Below are 26,465 nucleotides of genomic sequence, written 5' to 3' on the forward strand. Positions count from 1 at the left end.
GCCTGTTCCGGTAAGTTGGGCCACATGAATGCGGAGAGTGACGCGCGGGACGAGGCTGCCGACGCGGCGGCCCCGGCACCCGCTACGGGGGACGTGACAGGGGGCGTGACGCCTGACGTCACGGAGGGTGTGACGAAGGACGACGCCGCGGCGGAACGGGAGCTCGGATCGCGGGCGCCCGGATTCATCAAGGCGTCCAGGGCGCTCCACCTGAGCTGGCAGGTCGGTGTCTTCGTGGCCGGCCTCGCCGTGGTCGTGGCGGGCATCATCATGCTGCCGCTGCCCGGGCCGGGCTGGCTGGTGATCTTCGGCGGCATGGCGATCTGGGCGACCGAGTTCGTCTGGGCGCAGCTGGTGCTGCGGTGGACCCGCCGGAAGGTCACCGAGGCGGCCCAGAAGGCGCTCGATCCCAAGGTCCGGCGGCGGAACATCATCCTCACCGCCGTCGGGCTGGTGATCGTCGCGGTGCTGGTCGGGATCTATGTGTGGAAGTTCGGCATCACGATGCCCTGGAAGATCCGCGAGTGACCCGGGGGCGGTCGTAGAGCACCGCTGACATGCGGTAATGTTTGCGGTGCGTCCGGGCGATTAGCTCAGTGGGAGAGCGCTTCGTTCACACCGAAGAGGTCACTGGTTCGAAACCAGTATCGCCCACCCGGACAGAGGGCCCGTGAGACAGGACAGTCTCACGGGCCCTCTGCATGTTCCGCGCGTGGCGCCCGGGCCCGCTGTGTGCCGCCGCGGACGGGCGAGACGCTTCGGCCGGAGTGAAGGGGCGGGGCGGTCGTCACGGCGGGCCCCGCCGGCCGACGGGACGATCGCACCGTCCGGGAAGCAGCGTCCGCGTGCGCATCAAGGGCAGGATGTGCTTCCCCGGCTCCCGGTCGGCGCATTCCGGGGAGACGTTCAACACCGTGACCGTCGTGGGCAATTCGTCCTGCGGTTTCCACAACTCGGCCGCAATTCAGCGCAGGTGCGACGACAGGTGCGTCCCAAGGGCTGTCCCGTCATCCCCGGTGGATCAGCGCGCGGCGTCGGATGCGGTGCATCGCACGGCGGAGGGGCGTCCTGATGCGGGGCGTATTCGGGCGTTCCGGCAATGCGGTGAGCTGCCTCAGCTGGCCTCGTGCGCGCCAGGTATTACCTGGACGTCCTCGGGCCACGCCAATTCCCGGGCCGAGTCCGTAATTCCCCGCACGGAGAATCGTCCGTACCCGAGTCGGCAGGCGGACGCCATGGGGCAGGCGCCCTGGCCGGTGACCGGATCCCGGCCCGTAACCTATGAGGAACGCCCGGGCCGGCCCGCAGACCGGACCCGGGTCAGTGCATCCGCCGCAGTGCGTCCTTCAGCCGCCGCGCATCGCGCAGCCGCTGCTCGTACGTCGCCCCGACCACCAGCAGCAGTGCACCGGCCAGCGCGGGCGGCAGCCAGCGCGGCAGCACACCGGCCACCTGGACCACGTACGGCGCCAGTTCGTGCAGAGCGTCCAGAGCGAGCACCGCACCACCGAGCAGCAGCAGGGCCTGCAGTCGCACCCGCGCGCCGGCCAGCGTGAGCACCAGCGCCGCCACACCCAGCAGCAGCGGCCGCACCCACGACGGGTCGACCCAGGCCGCGAAGAGACTCGGAACCAGCGTCGCCGCCAGGCCCGCCCCGTACGCCGTCCACGAGGACGCCGCCGGATCGCGGCGCCGTCGCAGCGCACCGACCGCCAGCGCGGGGATCGTCACCGGCAGGGAGTACGCCTCCGGGGCCGACACGTCCGAAGCCGACAGCCGCACCCATGTCGCCAGGACGAACAGCGCCACCGCCACATACCCGGCCACCGGCCGCCGTTCCGCACGCACCGCCGTGCCCGCCGCCAGCACACCGCACAGGGCGAGAACCAGGGCGAGGAACCGACCGTCCGGCACGGCCATCACCACCGCCACCGCGCCCGCGAAGGCGCCGGTCAGCTCGACCGGCAACGCCGAAGGACCGCCCCGCAGCCGTGTCCCGATCAGGACCGTCGCCGCCGGGACCACCAGCATGACCGGCGCGGCCCGGTACGTCGCAAGCTCCAGCGACGCCCCCACCGCACCGGCGAGCACCATGGCGCAGACCACGGCCGCACACGCCTGCAGCGCCTGCACCACCCGGGTCGCCCGCGCCGCCGGCGACGACTCGGCACGCGTTCCCGCCGACGCCGCCCCGAACAGCACCAGCAGCGTTCCGAACACCGCATACGTGGCGGGCTCCGCGGCCAGCGACAGCACTCCCGCACTCACCGCCCCGGCCACACCGCACACCAGCGCGGCCCATGCGACCGGGTCCGCCCCGCGGCGCATGCCCCGTACCGCCAGGGCGAGCAGCGCCGCGACGAGCACCGACTGCACCGCCACCGCGGCCGGGTACGCGGCGTCCAGCACGACCGGCAGCACCAGCAGCCCCGCCCACCCGAGCACCAGCGCACTCGCACCCACCACGCTCCGCCACGCCTCTCCCGGGGCGACCACCGGCCCGGCCATCCGCGTGCACCACGCCCACCGGCGGTACGCCGCTCCCGCCAGGCCGGCCGGCACCAACAGCACCACGGGCACCGTGGAGAGCTGAGACCACTCCATTCCCGCCATCCCCAGCGCACCGCGAACGCCGCCCTCGGGCGCACCCGCCCACACCGCGGACAGCCGCGACACCGGACCCGCCAGCGTCACCCCGACCGCCGGCGCCGCGGCGAGCATCGACCCCGCGACCACCACCAGAGACGCCCACAGCACTCCCTGCCCGGCCGGCCGCGGCAGCGGAGCCCGTACCGACGCCAACAGCAGCAGACCGCACAGCAGATACGCCGGAACCGTCCAGTCCGCCGACGCCCCCGCACGCAGTACACCGCCCACCCCGGCCACCACGGCAAACCCTGCGATCAGCCCGCCGGCCACCGCGAACCCCTTCGGCGCCCGCCACGCTCCGAGCAGCGCGACCGCCGCCCCGGTCAGCAGCAGCACCCCGGGTGCCACCGCCGCCGCCGGTGTCCCGGCCGTCACCGACTGCACCAGAGCCACCAGGGATCCGGCCAGTCCCGTCACACAACCACCGACGGCCGCGGTCGTCCGCACCCCAACGCCCCTGCCCCACAGGGCGATCACACAGTCGAGCGCCGCCGTCAGCACCAGTGCCCAGCCGAAGGCCGACGCCTGGGCGTCCGCCGACCACGCCCAGAGCACCAGCGTGAACTGCACGCTCACCACCGCTGCCGGGCGTGGCAGTCGCAGCCGGCCGAGCGCCAGCCCGTACACCGCCCACAGAACGGCCAGCACCGCCGAAGCGGCCGCGGCGAATCCGAGTCCGCCGGCGTCCGGCGCCGCCACCCGGTGCAGTGCATACGCGTCCAGCACCATCAGCACCAGCGCGAGCGCGCCCAGCGCCTCGGCCGTCGACGACAGCCCACGACGCAGCAGCACGGCGGGTGCGGCCAGCGCGACGACCGTGACCAGGGCGAGCACCGCAGAGCGGCCGCCGATCCCCATGTGACCCCAGCTGACCAGGGTGAAGGCGATCGCCGCGATCGTCAGGAGCAGACCGCCCAGGGTCAGAAGCACATTCTGCGCACTGCGCCGGGCCACCGGGGCCGCCGCGGCGGATGCCGCCGGCGACGGCGGTGCGAATGGAGCCGCGGCCGGTGGAACGGCAGGCAGTGCGGCCGGCGGCTGCAGAACACTCAGCAACCAGGCGCGACGGGTCAGCAGCTGCATCCGGCGGGCGTCCAGCCGGACCAGTTCGCGATCGAGGAGCGCCAATTCCTCCGCGGGCGACGGCACATGTGTCATAACCGGGAGTGTGGCGCGGCCCACACGTGCGGACATGCGCGCGGATACTCAGCTGTGGGACTGAGTACGCGCAGACTGGGACCCATGGACTGGAGCCACTACCGCTTCGTGAGCGTCTGGGACGTATCCGCCCCGCCCGCTGCCGTGTACGCGGTCCTCGAACGCGCCGAGGACTACCCGCAATGGTGGCCCCAGATCCGCCAGGTCGCCGGCGTCGACGACACCACGGGCACCATGCGGATCCGCTCCTTCCTCCCGTACGACCTCGTCATGACCGTCCGCGAGAGCCGCCGCGACCCCGCGGCCGGGGTGCTCGAGGCGATCCTCGGCGGTGACCTCGACGGCTGGGCCCGCTGGACCGTCACCGCACACGGCACCGGGACCCGTGCCACGTACGAGCAGGAGGTCCAGGTGCGCCGGACGGTGATGCGGCTCCTCGCGGTGCCGGGACGTGCGGTGTTCCGGGCGAATCACGCCCTGATGATGCGTGCCGGACGCCGTGGACTGGTGGCCCGTCTCGAAGGAGTTTGAACGACACCCGCCGAGGCCTGTATGGTTCAGTCCGTTCCCGGGCGATTAGCTCAGTGGGAGAGCGCTTCGTTCACACCGAAGAGGTCACTGGTTCGAACCCAGTATCGCCCACCCCGGGAGAGGCCGGTCCGTCAGCAGCACCGACGGACCGGCCTCTGCGTGTGCGGGCAGCGTCCACGGAACCGGCCGCCGCACGTCGGGATCGCGCTCACGCAACGGTCACCGCATCCCCGGGCTCATGCCGCCGCGGGCAGCTCCGGGCGCAGCGGCCAGGCCGGATCCACCGCCTCCGGCGTCCCGCTCTTCGCGAACCACGCCTGCAGGCCGCGCGCCTGTGCCGCATGCCACACCGCCTGCAACGCATGCAGCTCCGCCGGGGAGAGCCGCTCCAAGCGGGACGAGAACCGGCGTCCCACCGCCCGCACCAGCTCCAGCGAAGCCGCCGCATCGGCCGCCGCGTCATGGGCGCCGTCCAGCACCACCTCGTACAGCGCACAGAGGTCGGTCAGGGTGCGCCGGCCCTTGCGGTAACGGTCCAGATGCTTGTCGAGGACGCGTGGATCCAGCACGCACAGCGGCGTGTTCCCCAGATACCCGGCCAGCGACGACGCCCGGTGCCGCTTCAGCTCCCGGTCCAGCAGCGTCAGATCGAAAGGCGCGTTCATCACGACGAGCGGCCGGCCGGCCGCGCACTGCTCGGCCAGCGCCCGGGCTATCTCCTCCACCACCGGTGCGGGCCACCGGCCGTTGCGCTGGAGGTGGTCGTCGGTCAGGCCGTGGATCTCGGTGGCCCCCACGGGCACCGGCACCCCCGGATTCACCAGCCAGCGGGTGACGCGCATACGCCCGCCGGTCGCGTCCTGGATCACCAGAGCGGCCGAAACGATCCGGTCCTGCTCGACGTCCACGCCTGTTGTCTCGGTGTCAAAAGCGGCCAGCGGCCCCTCATACCAGTGCGTCATCCCCGAACTCCTCGCGCCCGACCGGCAGATGGCGTGATTCCCCTGCCCGATTCGGTGATACCCGGGCCCTTTGCCTGATACGCCGTTTGCGGGCCCCTCTGTGCGGTGACAACACAGGTGACGGGCAAGGAATTTGCCCCGAGGACTCGCCGACCCTGAGAACTCGCCACACGAACGAACCGATCGGCACAGCCCGGAAGGCATACGGAGCCATGGCGCTCGCGCAGCCCGACCCGAGCGGGCTGCTGCCCCAGCGGATCGCACCGCTGCGCGGCACACTCGCCACCACCGCCTGCATGGAGACCCTCCAGGTGGGCTACCTGCACGCGGTCGCGGCCGCGGCGGGGTGTTCCCTGTCGCAGCCTTTTCCCGACAACGGCATCGACTGGCATGTCAGCCACGGCGCCCCCGGCCACACCGTCGACGACGAGGTGACCATAAAGGTGCAGCTGAAATGCACCTATCAGATACCCCCGCACCCACCCGGACCGTCGTTCGCCTTCACGCTGGACAACGCCCACCTCGTGAAGCTCGCCCGGACGCCCGTGTCGGTGCACAAGATCCTGGTCGTGATGATCGTGCCGCGCAGCCAGGACGACTGGCTGCGGGCCGGCCACGACCGGCTCGACCTGCGGCACTGCTGCTACTGGACCAACCTGGCCGGCCACGCGGTGACGGGCCGGCACAGGACCACTGTGCGGATCCCGACCACGCGCATATTCGACGACCGCGCGCTCTGCGAGATCATGACGCGGGTCGGGGCGGGAGGGAGACCCTGATGCACCGGCCGATGGACGAGCCCGTCGACGCAGTCATGCCGTCGGGCACGCGACCACACCCCAGCGAGACCATGGGCCACTGGCCCACCGTGGTGCCGCCCGTCGGGGACATCCCCGATCCCGCCCGCGTCGACCCCGCGGTCCTCGGCGCCCTGCTGGACCGGCACGGCTGGCGCCGCCGTGGCGGCGCGGCGGGACGGTACAGCCGGTGGACCCCACCGGGAAGTGCGACGCCCTCCGGCGGCACGAGCCTTCTCGTACCCGACACCACGGCCTTCCCCGACAGCGAGGACCTCCTCGCCGAGGCGCTCACCGCGCTCGCCCGCAGCGCCGCGCCCTCGGCCCGTGACGTCCTGGTCTCCCTCGCCGTGCCCAGCGACGAGATCCGCTGGTGGCGCGATGTCCCCGACGGTACGGCCGGCCCCGCGGGCGCCGCCGGAGCCGCCAGCTGGAGCGGCGCCGACCAGCTGCGCGCCGGAGCCCGGCAGGTCCTCCTCGCCGGGGCGCTCGCCGTACGGGGGCGCGCCGGCTTCCACGGCGCACGCCACCGCAGAAGGGCCCTCGCCGCGCTCGAAGGCGTCCTCGTCGGACCCGCCCCGGGTGGCCGCGACCTCACGGCGTACCTCCCGGTCGCCCCGGGCCGGGCCGTCGCCGTACGGCTCTACCACGCCCTGCACGCCACCCGCGAGGCCATCGACTTCCAGCGCGCCACCGGTGGCATGGAAGCCTTCGACAGCGCCGTCGAGGCCGGTGTCAGCCGGGAGCTGACCCAGGCCGTCATCGCTCTGGTCCGCGGTTCGGAAGGAACAAGGATCGCCCTCGCCTGGGCACCCGCCGCGGGAACCCCCGAAGGCTGCCCCGCCCGCCCCGAACCGGTGGAGTTCTCCCCCGGCGACCTGCCGGCCCTGCGGCTGGCGGGAGCCCGTTACATCGAGGACGAACCGGCCGTCACCGTACGGATCACCGGGGCTGTCGTCCGGATGCGCCGCTCAGGACCGCGCGGCGCCGGGATCGTACGGCTGCGGGTCCTGGCGGGCGCGGAGGTCCCGCACGTGAGACTGGAGCTCGACGAGGAGGCGTACCGGATCGCCGGCCACGCCCATCTGGTCGGACTGCCGATCCGGGTGGAGGGGCGGCTGGAGAGCCGGGACGGCTTCCGGCGGCTGACCGGGGCCTCGCAGGTGGTGCCCGTACAGGTCGACGAGGCGGAACGGGACCGGCTGATGAAGTCGCTGCAGGAGAACCTCGACTTCTTCGAGGAGGCCTGCACGGGCGAATAGACGCACCGTACCGGGCAGCCGGGCGGCCGGAGCGAACCCTTTCGCGAAGGGGGCCACCGGCTCGGTACGATTCGTCTTGCGTGCGCAGTGGAATATGGCGCGCACCCCCCTTCAGTCAGGAGAGACCGGTGTCAGACGTCCGTGTGATCATCCAACGCGATTCCGAGCGGGAAGAGCGCGTGGTGACGACGGGCACTACGGCTGCCGAGCTCTTCCCCGGCGAGCGCACCGTCGTCGCCGCGCGGGTGGCCGGTGAGCTGAAGGACCTCGCGTACGTCGTCGCCGACGGCGAGGTCTTCGAGCCCGTCGAGATCTCCTCCGAGGACGGGCTGAACATCCTCCGGCACTCCACCGCGCACGTCATGGCGCAGGCCGTGCAGGAACTCTTCCCCGAGGCCAAGCTCGGCATCGGCCCGCCGGTCAAGGACGGCTTCTACTACGACTTCGACGTCGAGAAGCCGTTCACGCCCGAGGACCTCAAGGCCATCGAGAAGAAGATGCAGGAGATCCAGAAGCGGGGGCAGCGGTTCTCCCGCCGGGTCGTCACCGACGAGGCCGCCCGCGAGGAGCTGGCCGGCGAGCCGTACAAGCTGGAGCTCATCGGCATCAAGGGCGCGGCCTCCACGGACGACGGTGCGGACGTCGAGGTGGGCGGCGGCGAGCTGACCATCTACGACAACCTGGACGCCAAGACCGGTGACCTGTGCTGGAAGGACCTCTGCCGTGGTCCGCACCTGCCGACCACCCGGAACATCCCGGCGTTCAAGCTGATGCGGAACGCCGCGGCGTACTGGCGGGGCAGCGAGAAGAACCCGATGCTCCAGCGCATCTACGGCACCGCGTGGCCCACCAAGGACGAGCTCAAGGCGCACCTGGAGTTCCTGGAGGAGGCCGCCAAGCGCGACCACCGCAAGCTCGGCAACGAGCTGGACCTCTTCTCCTTCCCCGACGAGATCGGCCCCGGCCTCGCCGTCTTCCACCCCAAGGGCGGCATCATCCGCCGGGCCATGGAGGACTACTCGCGCAAGCGGCACGAGGAGGAGGGCTACGAGTTCGTCTACTCCCCGCACGCCACCAAGGGCAAGCTGTTCGAGAAGTCCGGCCACCTGGACTGGTACTCCGAGGGCATGTACCCGCCCATGCAGCTCGACGACGGGGTGGACTACTACCTCAAGCCGATGAACTGCCCGATGCACAACCTGATCTTCGACGCGCGCGGCCGCTCCTACCGTGAACTGCCGCTGCGCCTCTTCGAGTTCGGCACGGTGTACCGGTACGAGAAGTCGGGCGTCGTGCACGGCCTGACCCGCTCGCGCGGCTTCACCCAGGACGACGCGCACATCTACTGCACCAAGGAGCAGATGGCGGAGGAGCTCGACAAGACGCTCACCTTCGTCCTGAACCTGCTGCGCGACTACGGTCTGACCGACTTCTACCTGGAGCTCTCCACCAAGGACCCGGAGAAGTTCGTCGGCTCGGACGAGATCTGGGAAGAGGCCACCGAGACGCTGCGCCAGGTCGCCGAGAAGCAGGGCCTGCCCCTGGTTCCGGACCCGGGCGGCGCCGCGTTCTACGGCCCGAAGATCTCGGTCCAGTGCAAGGACGCCATCGGCCGCACCTGGCAGATGTCGACCGTGCAGCTCGACTTCAACCTGCCGGAGCGCTTCGACCTGGAGTACACCGGCCCGGACGGGACCAAGCAGCGCCCGGTCATGATCCACCGCGCACTGTTCGGCTCCATCGAGCGGTTCTTCGCCGTGCTGCTGGAGCACTACGCGGGTGCGTTCCCGGTGTGGCTGGCCCCGGTCCAGGCGGTCGGCATCCCGATCGGCGACGCGCACATCCCGTACCTCCAGGAGTTCGCGGCGGCGGCCAGGAAGAAGGGGCTGCGGGTCGAGGTGGACGCCTCGTCCGACCGCATGCAGAAGAAGATCCGCAACCAGCAGAAGGCCAAGGTGCCCTTCATGATCATCGCGGGTGACGAGGACATGGCCAACGGCGCCGTCTCCTTCCGTTACCGCGACGGATCGCAGGAGAACGGCATCCCGGTCGACGAGGCCATCGCCAAGATCCAGAAGGCCGTCGAGGACCGCGTCCAGGTCTGACCGGCCGCAAGGCCACCGGGGCCCCCGCAGAGCCAGGGTCTTTCGTTCGGATCATGCGAGCCCGGCATGATCCGAACGAGGGGCCCTAGCCGCTCTGCGGGGGCCCCTGCTCGTCCTCCCGGGTGAACACCTGCACCAGCCACGAGGAGAACGAACCCGTCACCGCCCCCAGCAGCGCCAGGCCGCAGACCATCAGCCCCACCGCGATGGTCCTGCCGCTCGGCGTGACCGGCGTCACATCCCCGTAGCCGACCGTGGTCAGCGTCGCGCTCGCCCACCACACCGAGTCGCCGAACGTACGGATCGTGGCGCCCGGAGCATCGCGCTCCTGGTGGTACACGGCCAGCGCGGCCGAGAAGCCGAGCAGCGCCGCTGTCATACCGGCGTAGGCGATCACCCGGGCGTGCAGGCTCAGCCTCGGCTGCGCCCTGCGCCGCTGGATCGCCGTGTAGACCTCGATCAGGCGCAACGGCCGCAACAGTGGGAGCACCAGCACCACCGTGTCCAGCCAGTGGGTGCGGAGGAACCGCAGACCCTGGCCGCTGAGCCGGATCCGTACGACGAAATCCACGGCGAAGAGCAGCCAGGTGAGCCAGACCAGGGCCAGGGCGAGGTCGCGCCAGGGCTGGGCGTCATGGGGGGCGAGGACCCGGCCCGCGTACCCCAGGAGGAAGACCAGCGACGCGGCGAAGAGCGGTCCTTCGGTGCGCTGCTCCCAGCGCCTGAACCGGAGGGGGGTGGAGGCACTGGGCCGGTCGCTCATCGCCTCAGCATCGCCGTCCGCCGGCCGGTGCCGCCCCGGCGACACGCTCCGCGGGAGTGAAGCAATATGCTGATCGGCATGACGACTGAGCCGGAGCAGCAGATCGGAGTGGGGACGCCCGACGCGTTCCAGCGCCTGTGGACGCCTCACCGGATGGCGTACATCCAGGGTGAGAACAAGCCGACCGGCCCGGAGGCCGGCGACGGTTGTCCGTTCTGTGCGATCCCGGCCAAGTCGGACGAGGACGGACTGGTCGTGGCCCGCGGCGAGAAGGTCTATGCCGTGCTGAATCTGTATCCGTACAACGGCGGGCACCTCATGGTGGTGCCGTACCGGCACGTCGCGGACTACACGGAGCTGGACGGTCCGGAGACGCTCGAGCTGGCCGATTTCACCAAGCGGGCGATGTCGGCGCTGCGGGCGGCCTCGGGGGCGCACGGCTTCAACATCGGGATGAACCAGGGGTCGGTGGCGGGCGCGGGCATCGCTGCCCATCTGCATCAGCACCTGGTGCCGCGCTGGGGTGGCGACACGAACTTCATGCCGGTGGTCGGCCACACGAAGGTGCTGCCGCAGCTGCTCGCGGACACCCGGAAGATGCTGGCCGACGCATGGCCCGCGGTCTGAGCCGAGTGGTAGGCGTGTGGGGCGTCCCGGACCGGTCCGGGACGCCCCACACGCGCATCCGGTGCATCTTCATGCGTCGTACATGTCGGCCTTCTTCGGTGTGGGGTCCTGCACGAACCCGCTGAGAATCGTGGAGCGGTTGTCGAAACGCTCCGTGTCGACGCCGTGCTCGTCGAGGACGCGCAGTGCGGCGCTGTGCACGGTCCGCAGCACGGGGGTTGCGGCGCGTATGGCGTCGTCCGCCATGAAGCGGTGGCGCCACGGCTTCTCGGCCCAGGCGTGGCGCAGACCGAACGGCTCCGGGAGAGTGATCTTGCCGCCCAGGTAGTCGAGCAGGGGCGGATACCAGGTGAAGGGTGCGCGCAGAGCCAGACGGACGACCTCCTTGGGCTCCACCAGCGGGAGCGTGACCTTGCGGGTCTCCCAGAACCTGACGGTCTTGTTGACCGTCTTCTCCTTGGCTTTCGGCTTGCTCGTGAAGAGCGAGTGGACGGGGCCCAGGGCGTGCCCGGTGACCTCGATCCGCAGCGTTTCGTGGAGCACCGTGACAGTGATCATCATGGTGATCACCAGCTGGCCGTCCCAGAGGGTGAACTGGACGCCCAGGTAGTGCCGGTCACCGCCGCCGAACTGCTGGTGGTTGCAGATCCGCTGTATCTCGTGCGGCTTGATCTGGAAGGTGGCGACGTCCTCGCCGTCCGGCCGGGAGACCTCGTCGGCGTTCTCGCCGACGGGCGAGACGATCCAGTGCGTGACCGACGGCGTGGGGAAGCCGCCCGTGTGCAGCGGGCCGCGTTCCAGCATCTTGAGCTGGTCGTGGATGACGCGTATCAGGTCCCAGCTGCGGAACTGGTGGAACTCCTTGCCGGGCTCCTTGGAGACGAGTTCTTCGGCGAGCTGCCAGCTGCCCCAGCGGGTGCCCATGCCGAGGATCCCCTTGGGGCCCGCGTAGAACACGGAGTTGGACTGCTGCTCGGCCGCCAGCTTCTCCAGGCCCTGACGGAGCGCCTCGCGGGCGGTCTCGTTCGGGTTCTTCGGCACCGCCTCGGGGATCTTGGCGATGACGCCGCCGCCCGAGAGCAGCCCCTCCCAGCGGGCGCGCATGTCCTTGGCGGAGCTCTCGGCGATCCGCTTGGCGATCAGCCAGCCGATGACGGGGGCGACGATCATCGCGCGCAGGTACAGCGCGAGAAGACCGGTGACGGGCAGTTTGACCAGGAAGACCAGGGCCACGATGCCGATGAGCGGGAGCAGCGCGGTGCCGAGGGCGCCGAGAGCCTTGTCCTTGGTGCCGTTCAGGCCGTCGCGCAGCCGGAAGGCGAGCACCCACAGCAGCAGTCCCGGCAGGAAGACGAAGCCGAAGAGCGCGGTCACCAGGGTGAGTCTGGTGTCCCGCGCCTTACGGAGCCGGGTCGCGGACAGGCAGTGCTCGACGACGGTCTGCGGGTCCGTGCCGAAGGACTGGATGAGGGCCTTGCGGGCCCCGCCCAGCATGCGTTCCTGGACGGCGCGGGAGAACGCTTCGCCGAGGTTGGGGGTGAAGTACCTGCTCTTGAAGAGCTTGGAGCGGCCTTCCTGGATCTTGGAGATGTGCCACTCGCTGTTGGCTTTGAGTATGTCTTCCACCGGGCTGTCGCGGTATGCGGCGGAGGCGAGGGCGTTCGTCGCCACCGCCTGTCCGGCCGCCCCCTGGAGCGGGATCTGCGCTCCGGGGGAGAAATCGAATCCGTCGTTGGCCACTGTCGCCCCCACTCGCCGCCAAGGATCTGCTCCTGCGGCTGTTTTCCCAACTGCCGTGCCCGGCACACCTTCTGAGCTGGGACCACAGCGTATCGTCCGGATCGTGACTCCGCCCGCCCCTGTGGACAGGAGCGGGCGGCGCCACCGGCTACGCGCCGATCGAGGTGGTTTCCTGTTCGCCACGTATGCGCTCGGCGAGCTGTGGGGGCATCGGCTCGTGCCGGGCGTACGACCGGTCGAAGCGGCCGGTGCCGTGCGACAGGGAGCGCAGGTCGACCGCGTACCGGCCGATTTCCAGCTCGGGCACCTCGGCCCGTACGAGCGTGCGTCCCGGCCCCGACTGCTCGGTGCCGACCACGCGCCCGCGCCGCCCCGAGAGATCGCTCATCACCGGTCCCACGTAGTCGTCGGGGACCAGCACCTGGACCTCGCAGACGGGTTCGAGGAGCTGGATGCGGGTGTCGGCGGCCGCTTCCCGCAGGGCCAGTGCGCCCGCTGCCTGGAACGCGGCGTCGGACGAGTCCACGGAGTGCGCCTTCCCGTCCCGGAGGGTGATCCGTACGTCGACGAGCGGATGGCCGGCCGCCACTCCGCGGGCGGCCTGGGCGCGTATGCCCTTCTCCACGGACGGGATGAACTGGCGCGGCACCGCACCGCCGACCACCTTGTCGACGAACTCGATGCCCGAACCCGGGGGCAGCGGCTCCACGTCGATCTCGCAGATGGCGTACTGGCCGTGTCCGCCGGACTGTTTGACGTGCCGGCCGCGGCCGGCCGACGGGCCGGCGAACGTCTCGCGCAGGGGCACCCGGTGCGGTACCGCGTCGACCTGCACCCCGTACCGGGTGCGCAACCGGTCCAGCGCCACGTCCTGATGGGCTTCGCCGAGGCACCACAGAACGACCTGGTGGGTGTCCTGGTTCTGTTCGAGGCGCATGGTCGGGTCCTCGGCGACGAGCCGTGCGAGCCCCTGGGAGAGCTTGTCCTCGTCCGCCTTGCTGTGCGCCTCGATGGCGAGGGGCAGCAGCGGGTCGGGCATGGTCCAGGGCTCCATCAGCAGCGGATCCTCCGGGGCCGAGAGGGTGTCGCCGGTCTCGGCGCTGCCCAGCTTGGCGACGCAGGCCAGGTCCCCGGCGATGCAACTGGTCAGCGCGCGCTGCTGTTTACCGAACGGGGCGGAGAGCGCGCCGACGCGGACCTCCGCGTCATGGAAGGGGCGGGGCTCGTGACCGGGGTCGGTGAGGCCGTGTCCGAGGACGTGGACGGTCTCGTCGGGACGCAGGGTGCCCGAGAAGACGCGGACGAGCGAGACACGTCCGACGTACGGGTCGGAGGCGGTCTTGACCACCTCTGCGACCAGCGGTCCTTCCGGGTCGCAGACCGGGGCGGGGAGCAGAGCGCCCTGCGGGGTGGTGACGTCGGGCATCGGGCGTTCCAGCGGGGTCGGGAAGCCGCCGGTGATCAGATCCAGGAGTTCGACGGTGCCGATGCCCTGGCGCGCGCCGTCGGTGGCGGGTGCCGCGGCGAGGACGGGGTGGAACGAGCCGCGGGCGACGGCGCGCTCCAGATCGTCGATGAGGGTCTTGACGTCGATGTCCTCGCCACCGAGGTAGCGGTCCATGAGCGTCTCGTCCTCGCTCTCGGCGATGATCCCCTCGATCAGCCGGTTGCGGGCGTCCTGGAGCGGGGTGTGCTGGTCGTCGGCGGGCGGGGTCTCCTTCCGCTCGCCGGAGGAGTAGTCGAAGATCCGCTGCGAGAGGAGTCCGGTGAGCCCGGTCAGCGGGGCGTGCCCGTCCGGGCCCTCGGGGCCGAGCACCGGGAGATAGAGCGGCAGGACGGCGTCGGGGTCGTCGCCGCCGAAGATCTCGGCGCAGACCCGGGTCATCCCGTCGAAGGAGGTGCGTGCGGTGTCGAGGTGCGTGACGACGATCGCGCGCGGCATGCCGACGGCGGCGCACTCCTCCCACACGGCGCGGGTGGTGCCCGCCACGGAGTCGGCCTCCTGGGCCGCCGAGACAACGAAGAGGGCCGCATCCGCTGCTCGCAGACCGGCCCTGAGTTCCCCGACGAAATCGGCGTATCCGGGGGTGTCCAGCACATTGATCTTGCAGCCACCCCATTCGACGGGGACGAGGGAGAGCTGTACGGAGCGTTGCTGGCGGTGCTCGATCTCGTCGTAGTCGGAGACCGTGGCGCCGTCCTCGACCCGGCCGGCCCGGTTGACCGCTCCGGCGGTCTGTGCGAGGGCTTCGACGAGGGTGGTCTTGCCTGATCCGCTGTGGCCGACCAGCACCACATTCCGTATGGCGGAGGGCCGGTCGGCCGTCGCTGCTCTGCCGGCGGCCCCGGTGTGTGCGTGAGCCTTGTCGCCCATGATGTGCCTCCCGGTGGTGTGCGCTGTGCGGGGAGCTTGCCTGGCGCGTGGAGGGGGAGATGGAAGGGCACGGGAACGTGGAGCCGCCGCGGCGGCTTCGCGACGCCCGCGGTAATTCGAGCTTTCCACTCACGTCGGGTTGCGTCCATACGTCGTACGCCGAGGCACCCGGACGGGTGCCCGGAGGATGGACCGTCACGGGCGTGACTACGATGGGCCCGCCGGTGGCCGAAGGGGTCGCGCGGCCCAGCGACCCCTCGGGAAGGCCATGCTGAACAAGTACGCGCGTGCATTTTTTACGCGTGTCCTCACACCGTTCGCCGCACTGCTGCTCCGTCTCGGCGTGAGCCCCGACGCGGTCACGCTCATCGGTACGGCCGGAGTGATGGCAGGTGCGCTGGTCTTCTTCCCCATGGGGGAGTTCTTCTGGGGCACGATCGTCATCACGGTCTTCGTCTTCTCCGACCTCGTCGACGGGAACATGGCCCGGCAGGCCGGTATCTCCAGCCGCTGGGGCGCGTTCCTGGACTCGACCCTGGACCGGGTGGCCGACGGGGCGATCTTCGGCGGGTTCGCGCTCTGGTACGCGGGCAACGGGGACGACAACGTGCTGTGCGCCGTGGCGATCTTCTGCCTGGCGAGCGGCCAGGTGGTGTCGTACACGAAGGCACGCGGCGAATCGATCGGCCTGCCGGTCGCGGTCAACGGTCTGGTCGAGCGTGCCGAACGGCTGGTGATCTCGTTGGTGGCGGCCGGGCTGGCCGGTCTCCACAGGTTCGGTGTGCCGGGCATCGACATCCTGCTGCCGATCGCGCTGTGGATCGTCGCCGCCGGCAGCCTGGTGACGCTCGTGCAGCGGGTGGTGACGGTGCGCCGCGAATCCGCGGAGGCCGACGCGGCCGCCGCCGCGGCGGACCGGGGGAGCGAGGCCGCACAGTGAGCGGCGACCGGGGGGAGTCGAGCGCCGGGCTGACCGACCGGCTGACCGACACGCTGTACGGGCTCGGCTGGGGCGCGGTCAAGAAGCTCCCCGAGCCGGTCGCCCGTGCCCTCTTCCGCACCCTTGCCGACCAGGTGTGGAAGCGGCGCGGCAAGAGTGTGCTGCGACTGGAGTCGAATCTGGCGAGGGTGGTGCCGGACGCGAGCCCGGCCCGGCTCGCCGAGCTCTCCAAGGCCGGGATGCGCTCGTACATGCGCTACTGGATGGAGTCCTTCCGGCTGCCGACATGGAGCCCGGAGCGGATCAAGGCCGGCATAGAGGTGAAGGACGCCCACCGGCTGATCGAGGGCCTCGACGCCGGACGCGGGGTGATCCTCGCCCTGCCGCACCTGGCCAACTGGGACCTGGCGGGAGCCTGGGTCACCACCGATGTGAAGGTGCCGTTCACCACCGTCGCCGAGCGGCTGAAGCCCGAGTCGCTGTACGACCGGTTCGTCGCGTACCGCGAGGGGCTCGGCATGGAGGTCCTGCCGCACACCGGCGGCTCCGCCTTCGGCACACTGGCGCGGCGGCTGCGTGACGGGGGCCTGGTCTGCCTGGTCTCCGACCGCGATCTCTCCGCCTCGGGGGTGGAGGTGACGTTCTTCGGCGACACGGCCCGGATGCCCGCCGGGCCCGCGCTGCTGGCCCAGCAGACCGGCGCGCTGTTGCTGCCCGTGACGCTCGGGTACGACGAGACGCCCGTGATGAAGGCGCGGATCCACCCGGCCGTCGAGGTACCCGCGTCAGGTACCCGCGCCGAGAAGACGTCTGTGATGACACAGGCGCTGGCCGATGCCTTCGCCACCGGAATCGCCGAGCACCCGGAGGACTGGCACATGCTGCAGCGGCTCTGGCTCGCCGACCTCGAACCCCGTGGGGAGCAGCCGTGAAGATCGGCATCGTCTGCCCGTACTCCTGGGACGTACCGGGCGGTGTGCAGTTCCACATCCGGGACCTGGCGGAACATCTGATCCGCCTCGGTCACCAGGTGTCGGTCCTCGCGCCCGCCGACGACGAGACGCCGCTGCCGCCGTACGTGGTGTCGGCGGGCCGGGCCGTGCCCGTCCCGTACAACGGCTCCGTCGCCCGGCTGAACTTCGGATTCCTGTCCGCGGCGCGGGTGCGCCGCTGGCTGCACGACGGCACCTTCGACGTGATCCACATCCATGAGCCCACCTCGCCGTCGCTGGGGCTGCTGGCCTGCTGGGCCGCGCAGGGGCCGATCGTCGCCACGTTCCACACCTCCAACCCGCGCTCGCGGGCGATGATCGCCGCGTACCCGATCCTGCAGCCCGCACTCGAGAAGATCAGCGCGCGCATCGCGGTGAGCGAGTACGCGCGCCGGACCCTGGTCGAGCATCTCGGCGGTGACGCGGTGGTCATTCCGAACGGGGTCGATGTCGGCTTCTTCGACAAGGCCGAGCCCAAGCCCGAATGGCAGGGCGGGACGATCGGCTTCATCGGGCGCATCGACGAGCCGCGCAAGGGCCTGCCCGTCCTGATGAGGGCACTGCCCGCGATCCTCGCGGCCCGCCCGGACACCAGGCTCCTGGTGGCGGGCCGGGGCGACGAGGAGGAGGCGGTCGCCTCGCTGCCCGGGGAGATGCGCGAACGCGTCGAATTCCTCGGCATGGTGAGCGACGAGGACAAGGCGCGGCTGCTGCGCAGCGTGGATGTGTACGTCGCGCCCAACACGGGCGGCGAGAGCTTCGGGATCATCCTGGTCGAGGCACTGTCGGCGGGCGCACCGGTCCTCGCCAGCGATCTCGACGCGTTCGCCCAGGTGCTGGACCAGGGCGCGGCGGGCGAACTGTTCGCCAACGAGGACGCGGACGCGCTGGCGGAGGCGGCGACCCGGCTGCTCGGCGATCCGGGGCGGCGCGCGGAGCTGAGTGCGCGGGGCCGCGCGCATGTGCGACGGTTCGACTGGTCGACGGTGGGGGCGGACATCCTCGCGGTGTACGAGACGGTGACGGACGGGGCCGCATCGGTGGCGACGGACGAACGCACGGGGCTGCGGGCCCGGTTCGGGCTGGCCCGCTCCTGACGTGGTCGGCGCCGGGGGTCCTGCGGGGCTCGCCCCGGTGACGCCGAGGCCCTTCTCGGGGCCGCCTGAGGGGCGTTCTCCGACTGCCTCGGCCGCGGGGGGTCCGCTGGTGTCACCGAGCTGTCAGAAGCCGTCCCAAGGCTGCCTCGGGTCCCTCTCGGCGCCGCTCAGGGCAGACCGCCCGGAACCGGCCGGCGGCTGAGTCCCCGGGGGCCGCGGGCCTCAGGGCCGGACGGACCGCGCCCGACGGTAGCCTTGCCGCCCGTGACCGAAACCCTCATCTGGATCGTCGTCGCGCTCGTCGCGATCGGCCTGTACCTCAGCTGGACCGCCGGACGGCTGGACCGGCTGCACACGCGGATCGACGCCGCCCGTGCCGCCCTCGACGCCCAACTGCTGCGCCGCGCCTCGGTCACCCAGGAACTGGCCACATCCGGAGTCCTCGACCCGGCCGCCTCCATCGTGCTGTACGAGGCCGCGCACGCGGCCAGGCAGTCCGAGGAGGAACACCGCGAGGTCGCGGAGAGCGAGCTCAGCACCGCGCTGCGCGCAGTGTTCGGCGAGCCGGCACAGGTGGAGGCCGTGAAGGAGATCCCCGGCGGCGAGGAAGCGGCGTCCGAGCTGGCCGCAGCCGTGCGCCGGGTCCCGATGGCGCGGCGGTTCCACAACGACGCGGTGCGCGCGGCGCGTGCGCTGCGCCGGCACCGTACGGTGCGCTTGTTCCGGCTGGCCGGGCACGCGCCGTTCCCGCTGGCCTTCGAGATGGACGACGAGCCGCCGGTCGCGCTGGCGGACCGCCCGGTCAGCTGACCTCGCACGGGCAGCCGGCGCCCGAACACGGCTGCCCCGCCGCGCGCCTCCGGAGGGCCGCCCGTCGCGCACGAGACGGCAGCCGCCCATTCCCCCGGACGGCCCACCGTGCGTCCCGTGCACGGCCCTGCACGCCCCTGGACGGCCAAAACGATCCACCGGCCTGCCATTGGCCCTTGCTGTGGACTGGTTGCGCAGAGTTTGCTGAGCAGCGCATCAATCAGCACGTTCAGCATCTTTTCTCCGAGTGAGGTCGATCCGTGTCCACGCTTCCCACCACCCCGCAGTCCACCGACTCCCCGGCGACCGGCACCGCCCGCGTCAAGCGCGGCATGGCCGAGCAGCTCAAGGGCGGCGTGATCATGGACGTCGTCAACGCCGAGCAGGCGAAGATTGCCGAGGACGCGGGCGCCGTGGCCGTCATGGCCCTGGAGCGGGTGCCCGCCGACATCCGCAAGGACGGCGGCGTGGCCCGGATGTCGGACCCGAACATGATCGAAGAGATCATCGAGGCCGTCTCCATCCCGGTGATGGCGAAGTCCCGCATCGGCCACTTCGTCGAGGCCCAGGTCCTGCAGTCCCTCGGTGTCGACTACATCGACGAGTCCGAGGTCCTCACCCCGGCCGACGAGGTCAACCACAGCGACAAGTTCGCCTTCACCACGCCGTTCGTCTGCGGCGCCACCAACCTGGGCGAGGCGCTGCGCCGGATCGCCGAGGGTGCGGCCATGATCCGCTCGAAGGGCGAGGCGGGCACCGGCAACGTCGTCGAGGCCGTCCGCCACCTGCGCCAGATCAAGAACGAGATCGCCCGGCTGCGCGGCTACGACAACAACGAGCTGTACGCCGCCGCCAAGGAGCTCCGCGCCCCGTACGAGCTGGTCAAGGAGGTCGCCGAGCTCGGCAAGCTGCCCGTCGTGCTCTTCTCCGCGGGTGGCGTCGCCACGCCGGCCGACGCCGCGCTGATGCGCCAGCTCGGTGCCGAGGGCGTCTTCGTCGGCTCCGGCATCTTCAAGTCCGGCGACCCGGCCAAGCGCGCCGCCGCCATCGTGAAGGCCACCACCTTCTACGACGACCCGAAGATCATCGCGGACGCCTCCCGCAACCTGGGCGAGGCCATGGTCGGCATCAACTGCGACACCCTGCCCGAGACCGAGCGCTACGCCAACCGCGGCTGGTAGTCACTGATGAGCGACACCCCTGTGATCGGAGTCCTGGCTCTCCAGGGCGACGTACGGGAGCACCTGATCGCCCTGGCCTCGGCGGACGCCCTGGCCAGGCCGGTCCGGCGCCCCGAGGAACTCGCCGAGGTCGACGGTCTCGTCATACCCGGCGGCGAGTCCACCACGATGTCCAAGCTGGCCGTCCTGTTCGGCATGCTGGAGCCCCTGCGCGAGCGGGTACGCGCCGGAATGCCGGTCTACGGCACCTGCGCAGGAATGATCCTGCTGGCCGACAAGATCCTCGACCCGCGCTCGGGCCAGGAGACCATCGGCGGCATCGACATGATCGTGCGCCGGAACGCCTTCGGGCGGCAGAACGAGTCCTTCGAGGCGGCCGTCGAGGTCACCGGGATCGAGGGCGGTCCGGTCGAAGGCGTCTTCATCCGGGCCCCCTGGGTGGAGTCGGTCGGCGCACAGGCCCGGGTCGTGGCCGAGCACGGTGGTCACATCGTCGCCGTACGGCAGGGAAACGCCCTGGCGACGTCATTTCACCCGGAACTGACCGGGGACCACCGAGTTCACGCGCTCTTCGTCGACATGGTGCGCGCAGTCAGCTGACTCGATCCCGGTAGGATCTCTCGGGTTCGTTAAGAAATTGGTGACGCGAAGGAGACAGGCAGATGTCCGGCCACTCTAAATGGGCTACGACGAAGCACAAGAAGGCCGTGATTGACGCCAAGCGCGGCAAGCTCTTCGCGAAGCTGATCAAGAACATCGAGGTCGCTGCCCGCACCGGCGGTGTGGACCCCGAGGGCAACCCGACCCTCGTCGATGCGATCCAGAAGGCGAAGAAGAGCTCCGTCCCGAACAAGAACATCGACTCCGCGGTCAAGCGCGGTGGCGGTCTCGAAGCGGGCGGCGTCGACTATCAGACGATCATGTACGAGGGTTACGGCCCGAACGGCGTCGCGGTGCTCATCGAGTGCCTCACCGACAACCGCAACCGTGCCGCCTCCGACGTACGGGTCGCGATGACCCGCAACGGCGGCTCGATGGCCGACCCGGGATCGGTCTCGTACCTCTTCAACCGCAAGGGCGTCGTCATCGTCCCCAAGGGCGAGCTGACCGAGGACGACGTCCTCGGAGCGGTGCTCGACGCGGGCGCCGAGGAGGTCAACGACCTCGGTGAGTCCTACGAGGTCGTCAGCGAGGCCACCGACATGGTCGCGGTCCGTACCGCGCTCCAGGAGGCCGGTATCGACTACGACTCGGCCGAGGCCAACTTCCTGCCCACCATGCAGGTCGACCTGGACGAAGAGGGCGCGCGCAAGATCTTCAAGCTGATCGACGCGCTGGAGGACAGCGACGACGTGCAGAACGTCTTCGCCAACTTCGACGTCTCGGACGAGGTCATGGAGAAGGTCGACGCCTGAGTCGGAGGACGACGCCTCCCCGCCCGGCGGGGACGACCCGGACACGGGCGGCGTCCGGCCGCCGTACAGATGGCACCCTCCGCGCAGGCGGAGCCGACGGGCCGACGGGGACACACCCCGTCGGCCCGTCGCATTGTCAGTGCGAGCCGATAGCCTGCGGGAACAGTTGACCGATCGGCAGAGGGGGCGCGCTTCATGCGGGTACTGGGCGTGGACCCGGGGCTGACCCGGTGCGGCGTCGGCGTCGTCGAAGGCGTCGCGGGCCGCCCGCTGACGATGCTCGGCGTCGGTGTCGTGCGCACCCCGTCCGACGCGGAGCTCGGCCACCGGCTGGTCGCCATCGAGCGCGGCATCGAGGAGTGGCTCGACGAGCACCGGCCCGAATTCGTCGCCGTGGAGCGGGTGTTCAGCCAGCACAACGTCCGTACGGTGATGGGCACCGCCCAGGCCAGCGCGGTCGCCATGCTCTGCGCGTCCCGCCGCGGCATCCCCGTTGCCCTGCACACCCCCAGCGAGGTGAAGGCCGCCGTCACCGGCAGCGGCCGTGCCGACAAGGCGCAGGTGGGAGCCATGGTCACCCGGCTGCTGAGGCTCGACGCCCCGCCGAAGCCCGCCGACGCCGCCGACGCCCTGGCGCTGGCCATCTGCCACATCTGGCGGGCGCCCGCGGTCAACCGCCTCCAGCAGGCGCATGCGGCCGCCGCGGCGGCCCGCGCCCCGCGTGTTCCCCGTACACCCGCAGCTCCCGTCCGGAAGGTCCCCCGATGATCGCCTTCGTCAGCGGCCCCGTCGCCGCACTCGCCCCGACCACGGCCGTGATCGAGGTCGGCGGCATCGGCATGGCCGTCCAGTGCAGCCCCCAGACCCTGGCCGGCCTGCGGATCGGCCAGGAGGCCCGGCTGGCCACCTCCCTCGTCGTACGGGAGGACTCGCTCACCCTCTACGGCTTCGCCGACGACGACCAGCGCCAGGTCTTCGAGCTGCTGCAGACCGCCAGCGGCGTCGGCCCCCGGCTCGCCCAGGCGATGCTGGCCGTGCACAGCCCGGACGCCCTGCGTCTCGCCGTGTCCACCGGCGACGAGAAGACGCTCACCGCCGTGCCCGGTATCGGCAAGAAGGGCGCGCAGAAGCTCCTCCTCGAACTGAAGGACAGGCTCGGCGAGCCGGTCGGCACCCATATCGGCCGCCAGGCCAACGGCACCGCCGTCTCCGCTTCCTGGCGCGACCAGCTGCAGGCCGCCCTGATCGGCCTCGGCTACGCGACACGTGAGGCCGACGAAGCGCTCGCCGCCGTTGCCCCGCAGGCCGAGGCCGCCCTCGCCGAGGGGGCTCAGCCGCCCGTACCGCAGCTGCTGCGCGCCGCACTGCAGACCCTCAACCGCGCACGCTGACCCGACGCGACACCCTGACGCACGGGCAGCGCACGGCCCGGCACCGAAACACCCGAGGCGGGACTGACCGAATGAACTGGGACGAGACCGGACCCGACACCGACGAGCGGCTCGACGAGCGCCTCGTGGACGCCGGAGCGGACGGCGAGGACACCGCGGTCGAGGCCGCACTGCGGCCGAAGGACCTCGACGAGTTCGTCGGTCAGGAGAAGGTGCGCGAGCAGCTCGACCTGGTACTGAAGGCGGCCCGCGCCCGCGGCGCGACCGCCGACCACGTCCTGCTCTCCGGCGCTCCCGGCCTCGGCAAGACCACCCTTTCCATGATCATCGCGGCCGAGATGGGCGCCCCGATCCGGATCACCTCCGGTCCCGCCATCCAGCACGCGGGCGATCTCGCCGCGATCCTCTCCTCCCTCCAGGAGGGCGAGGTCCTCTTCCTCGACGAGATCCACCGCATGTCACGGCCCGCCGAAGAGATGCTCTACATGGCGATGGAGGACTTCCGGGTCGACGTCATCGTCGGCAAGGGCCCCGGCGCCACCGCCATCCCGCTGGAGCTGCCGCCCTTCACCCTGGTCGGCGCCACCACCCGGGCCGGACTCCTGCCGCCCCCGCTGCGCGACCGCTTCGGCTTCACCGGCCACATGGAGTTCTACGCCCCCGCCGAGCTGGAACGTGTCATCCACCGTTCCGCACGGCTCCTCGACGTGGCGATAGACGCCGACGGCGCCGCCGAGATCGCCGGCCGCTCCCGTGGCACGCCCCGTATCGCCAACCGGCTGCTGCGCCGCGTCCGCGACTACGCCCAGGTCAAGGCGGACGGCCGGATCGACCGCACCGTGGCCGCCGCGGCGCTCGGGGTGTACGAGGTCGACGCCAGGGGCCTGGACCGGCTGGACCGGGCGGTGCTCGGCGCGCTGCTGAAGCTCTTCGGCGGCGGCCCAGTCGGCCTGTCCACCCTCGCGGTCGCCGTGGGGGAGGAGCGCGAGACCGTCGAGGAGGTCGCGGAGCCCTTCCTGGTGCGGGAAGGTCTGCTGGCCAGGACACCGAGGGGCCGGGTCGCCACCCCCGCGGCCTGGACTCATCTGGGCCTCGTCCCCCCGCCTCACGGCGGAAAGGGACAACAGGACCTTTTTGGGGCGTGATGCGTCACAGGTTGGCCCACATCAGGAACCACGGTGCCATGCTGGGCGTTGTTCCATCGATGCGGACTCGCTTAGACTCCGCCGATGCCGTCCGTACAGGGCGGCATACCCACCCCCGTAGATCAGGCCGCATTTCAGCGCGGTCGTGCGAAGGAAACTCGTCCCGTGAATCCCGTGACTCTCCTCCCCTTCATCGTGCTCATCGGGGCCATGTTCCTGATGACCCGGTCCGCCAAGAAGAAGCAGGCTGCCGCCGCGCAGATGCGCAACGAGATGCAGCCCGGCACCGGCGTCCGGACGATCGGGGGCATGTACGCCACCGTCAAGGAGCTGCACGACGACACGGTTGTCCTCGAGGTCGCACCCGGCGTCCACGCCATCTACGCCAAGAACTCCATCGGCGCCGTCCTCGACGACGCGGAGTACAACCGGATCGTCCACGGTGACGGCGACGACATCGACGGCGCGATCGTGCCGGACGACGCCTCGTCGCTGACCGAGGCGGCCGAGGCCGACGAGGACTCCTCGGACAACGCCAAGATCGACCTGGGCAAGAAGGCCGAGGCCGACGACGTCGAGCCGAAGGACGCCGAGGCCGACGAGAAGTCCAAGGACAAGGCCGACGGCGAGGCCGACGCCAAGTAGGTCACGACCTGGGGGATGCTGTGAGCCGACCGGCATCCGGCATCCCCCGGAACGTGCGATCTTCTGCGGGGGCAGGTCCCCACAACACTTCGTGGCCGCTCGGGCGCGTACCCGGCGCGGGGCGGTTGGACAGGGAGAAACGAGAAGGTGGCAGCACCGAAGAAGGGCCGAGGGCCGTCCGGCGGTCAGGGCAAGCCAGGGCGTGCCCTGGCTCTGATCCTGATCGCGCTGGTCGCGCTCACCGGCGGGATGTTCTTGTCCGGTCACACCACGCCTCGGCTGGGTATCGACCTGGCGGGCGGCACGTCGATCACGCTCAAGGCGAAGAGCCAGCCCGGTAAGCCGGACGCGATCAACCAGACCAACATGGACACCGCGGTCAGCATCATCGAACGCCGTGTCAATGGTCTGGGTGTCTCCGAGGCCGAGGTCCAGACCCAGGGCCGGGACAACATCATCGTCAACATCCCCAAGGGGACGAACTCGAAGCAGGCCCGGGAACAGGTCGGTACGACCGCCCAGCTCTACTTCCGGCCCGTGCTCGCCGTGACCGCAGGCCAGGCGACGCCCACGGACACCGCCAGTCCCTCGGCCTCCGGCTCGCCCGCGCCGAGCGCCTCGCCCAGCGCGAAGGCGACGACCTCCGGCTCGAAGGCCACTCCCTCGGCGAGCGCCACGACGCAGGGCCGCGCAGTCACCGGCGCCCTGAAGAAGGACACCTCGCCCAGCCCGAGCGCCTCGGCGCCGAAGGCGTCCGCGAGCCCGTCGGCCTCGGTCGACGCGGCCACCGCCGACCTCCAGAAGCGGTTCGCCGCCCTGGACTGCTCCACGAAGGCCGGCCGCGCGAAGGCCGGTGCCAACGCGAAGCCCACCGACACCACGATCGCGTGCAGCTCCGAGGGTGACGCCAAGTACGTCCTCGGCCCGGCCGCCGTCTCCGGTACGGACGTCGACAGCGCCAAGGCCACGATCGACCAGCAGCGCGGCATGTGGATCGTGCAGATGGACTTCACGAGCAAGGGCTCGAAGAAGTTCCAGGAGATCACCTCGAAGCTGTCCACGCAGCAGTCGCCGATGAACCAGTTCGCCATCGCGCTCGACGGCGAAGTCGTCTCCGCGCCCCAGGTGAACGAGACGCTCAGCGGCAGTGCCGAGATCTCCGGCAGCTTCACCCAGCAGTCCGCCCAGGACCTGGCCAACGTGCTGTCCTACGGTGCGCTCCCGCTCTCGTTCAACGAGGAGACCGTCACCACGGTCACCGCGGCGCTCGGCGGCGAGCAGCTGCGGGCGGGCCTGATCGCCGGCGCCATCGGCCTGGCCCTGGTCGTCATCTACCTGGTCGCGTACTACCGCGGTCTGGCCCTCATCGCGCTCCTGAGCCTCCTGGTCTCCGGCATCCTGACCTACACGCTCATGGCGCTGCTCGGCCCGGCCATCGGCTTCGCGCTCAACCTTCCCGCGGTCTGCGGCGCCATCGTCGCGATCGGTATCACAGCGGACTCGTTCATCGTGTACTTCGAACGCATCCGCGACGAGATCCGTGAGGGCCGCACCCTGCGTCCCGCCGTCGAGCGGGCCTGGCCGCGCGCCCGGCGCACGATCCTGGTCTCCGACTTCGTGTCGTTCCTCGCCGCCGCGGTGCTCTTCATCGTCACCGTCGGCAAGGTCCAGGGCTTCGCGTTCACGCTGGGTCTCACCACTCTGCTCGACGTGGTCGTGGTGTTCCTCTTCACCAAGCCCGTCATGACGCTGATGGCCCGCACGAAGTTCTTCTCCAGCGGCCACCCGTGGTCCGGTCTGGACCCGAAGCGGCTCGGCGCCAAGCCGCCGCTGCGCCGCTCGCGCCGTGTCCACGCCCCCACCGACCCGAAGGAGGCGTGA

At 70.9% G+C, this 26,465-nt stretch carries 23 protein-coding genes and 2 tRNA genes; 20 read left to right on the forward strand and 5 right to left on the reverse strand.

What is annotated here, in order from left to right:
• Positions 1–24 precede the first annotated feature (24 nt).
• Both OG878_RS32110 and OG878_RS32115 read left to right on the forward strand, forming a co-directional pair.
• A complete protein-coding gene (locus OG878_RS32110; protein WP_328890013.1) occupies positions 25–528 on the forward strand; it encodes a TIGR02611 family protein in 504 nt (167 codons plus the stop codon).
• 54 nt (positions 529–582) lie between these two features.
• Positions 583–654, forward strand: a tRNA-Val gene (locus tag OG878_RS32115).
• A gap of 666 nt (positions 655–1,320) precedes the next feature.
• Here the strand turns inward: OG878_RS32115 and OG878_RS32120 are convergent.
• The gene (locus tag OG878_RS32120; protein ID WP_328890014.1) at positions 1,321–3,807 is read right to left on the reverse strand and encodes an SCO7613 C-terminal domain-containing membrane protein; all 2,487 of its coding nucleotides are present in this window, start codon (positions 3,805–3,807) and stop codon (positions 1,321–1,323) included.
• A gap of 84 nt (positions 3,808–3,891) precedes the next feature.
• Between OG878_RS32120 and OG878_RS32125 the strand changes: the two genes are divergently transcribed.
• The gene (locus OG878_RS32125; RefSeq protein ID WP_328890015.1) at positions 3,892–4,338 is read left to right on the forward strand and encodes an SRPBCC family protein; all 447 of its coding nucleotides are present in this window, start codon (positions 3,892–3,894) and stop codon (positions 4,336–4,338) included.
• 39 nt (positions 4,339–4,377) lie between these two features.
• Positions 4,378–4,449 (forward strand) — tRNA-Val (locus OG878_RS32130).
• A 125-nt stretch (positions 4,450–4,574) separates the two neighbouring features.
• On the opposite strand, the gene OG878_RS32135 is transcribed toward OG878_RS32130, so the two are convergent.
• Entirely contained in the window at positions 4,575–5,300 is a 726-nt protein-coding gene (locus OG878_RS32135) for a 3'-5' exonuclease (RefSeq protein ID WP_328890016.1), read from the reverse strand.
• Between the two features lie 212 nt (positions 5,301–5,512).
• Here OG878_RS32135 and OG878_RS32140 point away from each other — a divergent pair, with 212 nt between their 5' ends.
• The 3 genes from OG878_RS32140 to thrS all read left to right on the forward strand — a co-directional run bounded on the left by OG878_RS32140 (position 5,513) and on the right by thrS (position 9,464).
• The gene (locus OG878_RS32140) at positions 5,513–6,079 is read left to right on the forward strand and encodes a DUF4365 domain-containing protein (RefSeq protein ID WP_328890017.1); all 567 of its coding nucleotides are present in this window, start codon (positions 5,513–5,515) and stop codon (positions 6,077–6,079) included.
• The gene (locus OG878_RS32145) at positions 6,079–7,359 is read left to right on the forward strand and encodes a hypothetical protein (protein ID WP_443049184.1); all 1,281 of its coding nucleotides are present in this window, start codon (positions 6,079–6,081) and stop codon (positions 7,357–7,359) included. The genes OG878_RS32140 and OG878_RS32145 overlap by 1 nt, the downstream gene beginning before the upstream one ends.
• A 128-nt stretch (positions 7,360–7,487) precedes the next feature.
• Entirely contained in the window at positions 7,488–9,464 is a 1,977-nt protein-coding gene (thrS, locus tag OG878_RS32150; protein ID WP_328890018.1) for a threonine--tRNA ligase, read from the forward strand.
• An 85-nt stretch (positions 9,465–9,549) separates the two neighbouring features.
• Here thrS and OG878_RS32155 read toward each other — a convergent pair whose 3' ends face one another.
• Positions 9,550–10,227 carry a potassium channel family protein gene (locus tag OG878_RS32155; protein ID WP_328890019.1) on the reverse strand — a complete coding sequence of 226 codons (678 nt, stop codon included), beginning with the start codon at positions 10,225–10,227 and terminating at the stop codon, positions 9,550–9,552.
• A 66-nt stretch (positions 10,228–10,293) separates the two neighbouring features.
• On the opposite strand from OG878_RS32155, the gene OG878_RS32160 reads away from it, so the two are divergent.
• Positions 10,294–10,854, forward strand: a complete 561-nt coding sequence (locus OG878_RS32160; RefSeq protein ID WP_328890020.1) for an HIT family protein — start codon at positions 10,294–10,296, stop codon at positions 10,852–10,854.
• Positions 10,855–10,923: 69 nt separating this feature from the next.
• On the opposite strand, the gene OG878_RS32165 is transcribed toward OG878_RS32160, so the two are convergent.
• Together OG878_RS32165 and OG878_RS32170 are read right to left on the reverse strand one after the other, a co-directional pair.
• Positions 10,924–12,594: a hypothetical protein gene (locus OG878_RS32165; protein WP_328890021.1), complete on the reverse strand. Its 1,671-nt coding sequence runs from the start codon at positions 12,592–12,594 to the stop codon at positions 10,924–10,926.
• A gap of 148 nt (positions 12,595–12,742) precedes the next feature.
• On the reverse strand, positions 12,743–14,968 hold the full coding sequence (locus OG878_RS32170) for an elongation factor G-like protein EF-G2 (RefSeq protein ID WP_328890022.1): 2,226 nt from the start codon (positions 14,966–14,968) through the stop codon (positions 12,743–12,745).
• Positions 14,969–15,236: 268 nt separating this feature from the next.
• On the opposite strand from OG878_RS32170, the gene pgsA reads away from it, so the two are divergent.
• From pgsA to secD, 12 genes are all read left to right on the forward strand, one after another.
• The gene (gene pgsA / locus OG878_RS32175) at positions 15,237–15,908 is read left to right on the forward strand and encodes a phosphatidylinositol phosphate synthase (protein ID WP_328890023.1); all 672 of its coding nucleotides are present in this window, start codon (positions 15,237–15,239) and stop codon (positions 15,906–15,908) included.
• Complete coding sequence (locus OG878_RS32180; protein WP_328890024.1) at positions 15,905–16,840, forward strand: phosphatidylinositol mannoside acyltransferase; 936 nt, start codon at positions 15,905–15,907, stop codon at positions 16,838–16,840. Before pgsA ends, OG878_RS32180 begins: the two co-directional genes overlap by 4 nt.
• Positions 16,837–17,997: a glycosyltransferase family 4 protein gene (locus tag OG878_RS32185; RefSeq protein ID WP_328890025.1), complete on the forward strand. Its 1,161-nt coding sequence runs from the start codon at positions 16,837–16,839 to the stop codon at positions 17,995–17,997. Before OG878_RS32180 ends, OG878_RS32185 begins: the two co-directional genes overlap by 4 nt.
• Before the next feature lie 264 nt (positions 17,998–18,261).
• Positions 18,262–18,807: a hypothetical protein gene (locus OG878_RS32190; RefSeq protein ID WP_328890026.1), complete on the forward strand. Its 546-nt coding sequence runs from the start codon at positions 18,262–18,264 to the stop codon at positions 18,805–18,807.
• A 260-nt stretch (positions 18,808–19,067) separates the two neighbouring features.
• The gene (gene pdxS / locus OG878_RS32195) at positions 19,068–19,988 is read left to right on the forward strand and encodes a pyridoxal 5'-phosphate synthase lyase subunit PdxS (protein WP_030968722.1); all 921 of its coding nucleotides are present in this window, start codon (positions 19,068–19,070) and stop codon (positions 19,986–19,988) included.
• Positions 19,989–19,994: 6 nt separating this feature from the next.
• The gene (gene pdxT, locus OG878_RS32200; RefSeq protein ID WP_328890027.1) at positions 19,995–20,588 is read left to right on the forward strand and encodes a pyridoxal 5'-phosphate synthase glutaminase subunit PdxT; all 594 of its coding nucleotides are present in this window, start codon (positions 19,995–19,997) and stop codon (positions 20,586–20,588) included.
• A gap of 62 nt (positions 20,589–20,650) precedes the next feature.
• On the forward strand, positions 20,651–21,403 hold the full coding sequence (locus OG878_RS32205; protein ID WP_328890028.1) for a YebC/PmpR family DNA-binding transcriptional regulator: 753 nt from the start codon (positions 20,651–20,653) through the stop codon (positions 21,401–21,403).
• 195 nt (positions 21,404–21,598) lie between these two features.
• On the forward strand, positions 21,599–22,171 hold the full coding sequence (gene ruvC, locus OG878_RS32210) for a crossover junction endodeoxyribonuclease RuvC (protein WP_328890029.1): 573 nt from the start codon (positions 21,599–21,601) through the stop codon (positions 22,169–22,171).
• Entirely contained in the window at positions 22,168–22,794 is a 627-nt protein-coding gene (ruvA, locus tag OG878_RS32215) for a Holliday junction branch migration protein RuvA (RefSeq protein ID WP_328890030.1), read from the forward strand. The genes ruvC and ruvA overlap by 4 nt, the downstream gene beginning before the upstream one ends.
• A 71-nt stretch (positions 22,795–22,865) precedes the next feature.
• Positions 22,866–23,939, forward strand: coding sequence for a Holliday junction branch migration DNA helicase RuvB (gene ruvB / locus OG878_RS32220; protein WP_328890031.1), 1,074 nt, complete (start codon positions 22,866–22,868; stop codon positions 23,937–23,939).
• A 165-nt stretch (positions 23,940–24,104) separates the two neighbouring features.
• The gene (gene yajC, locus OG878_RS32225; RefSeq protein ID WP_328890032.1) at positions 24,105–24,584 is read left to right on the forward strand and encodes a preprotein translocase subunit YajC; all 480 of its coding nucleotides are present in this window, start codon (positions 24,105–24,107) and stop codon (positions 24,582–24,584) included.
• Between the two features lie 147 nt (positions 24,585–24,731).
• Positions 24,732–26,465, forward strand: coding sequence for a protein translocase subunit SecD (gene secD, locus OG878_RS32230; RefSeq protein ID WP_328890033.1), 1,734 nt, complete (start codon positions 24,732–24,734; stop codon positions 26,463–26,465).

Source organism: Streptomyces sp. NBC_00316 (assembly GCF_036158715.1).
GTDB lineage: Bacteria > Actinomycetota > Actinomycetes > Streptomycetales > Streptomycetaceae > Streptomyces.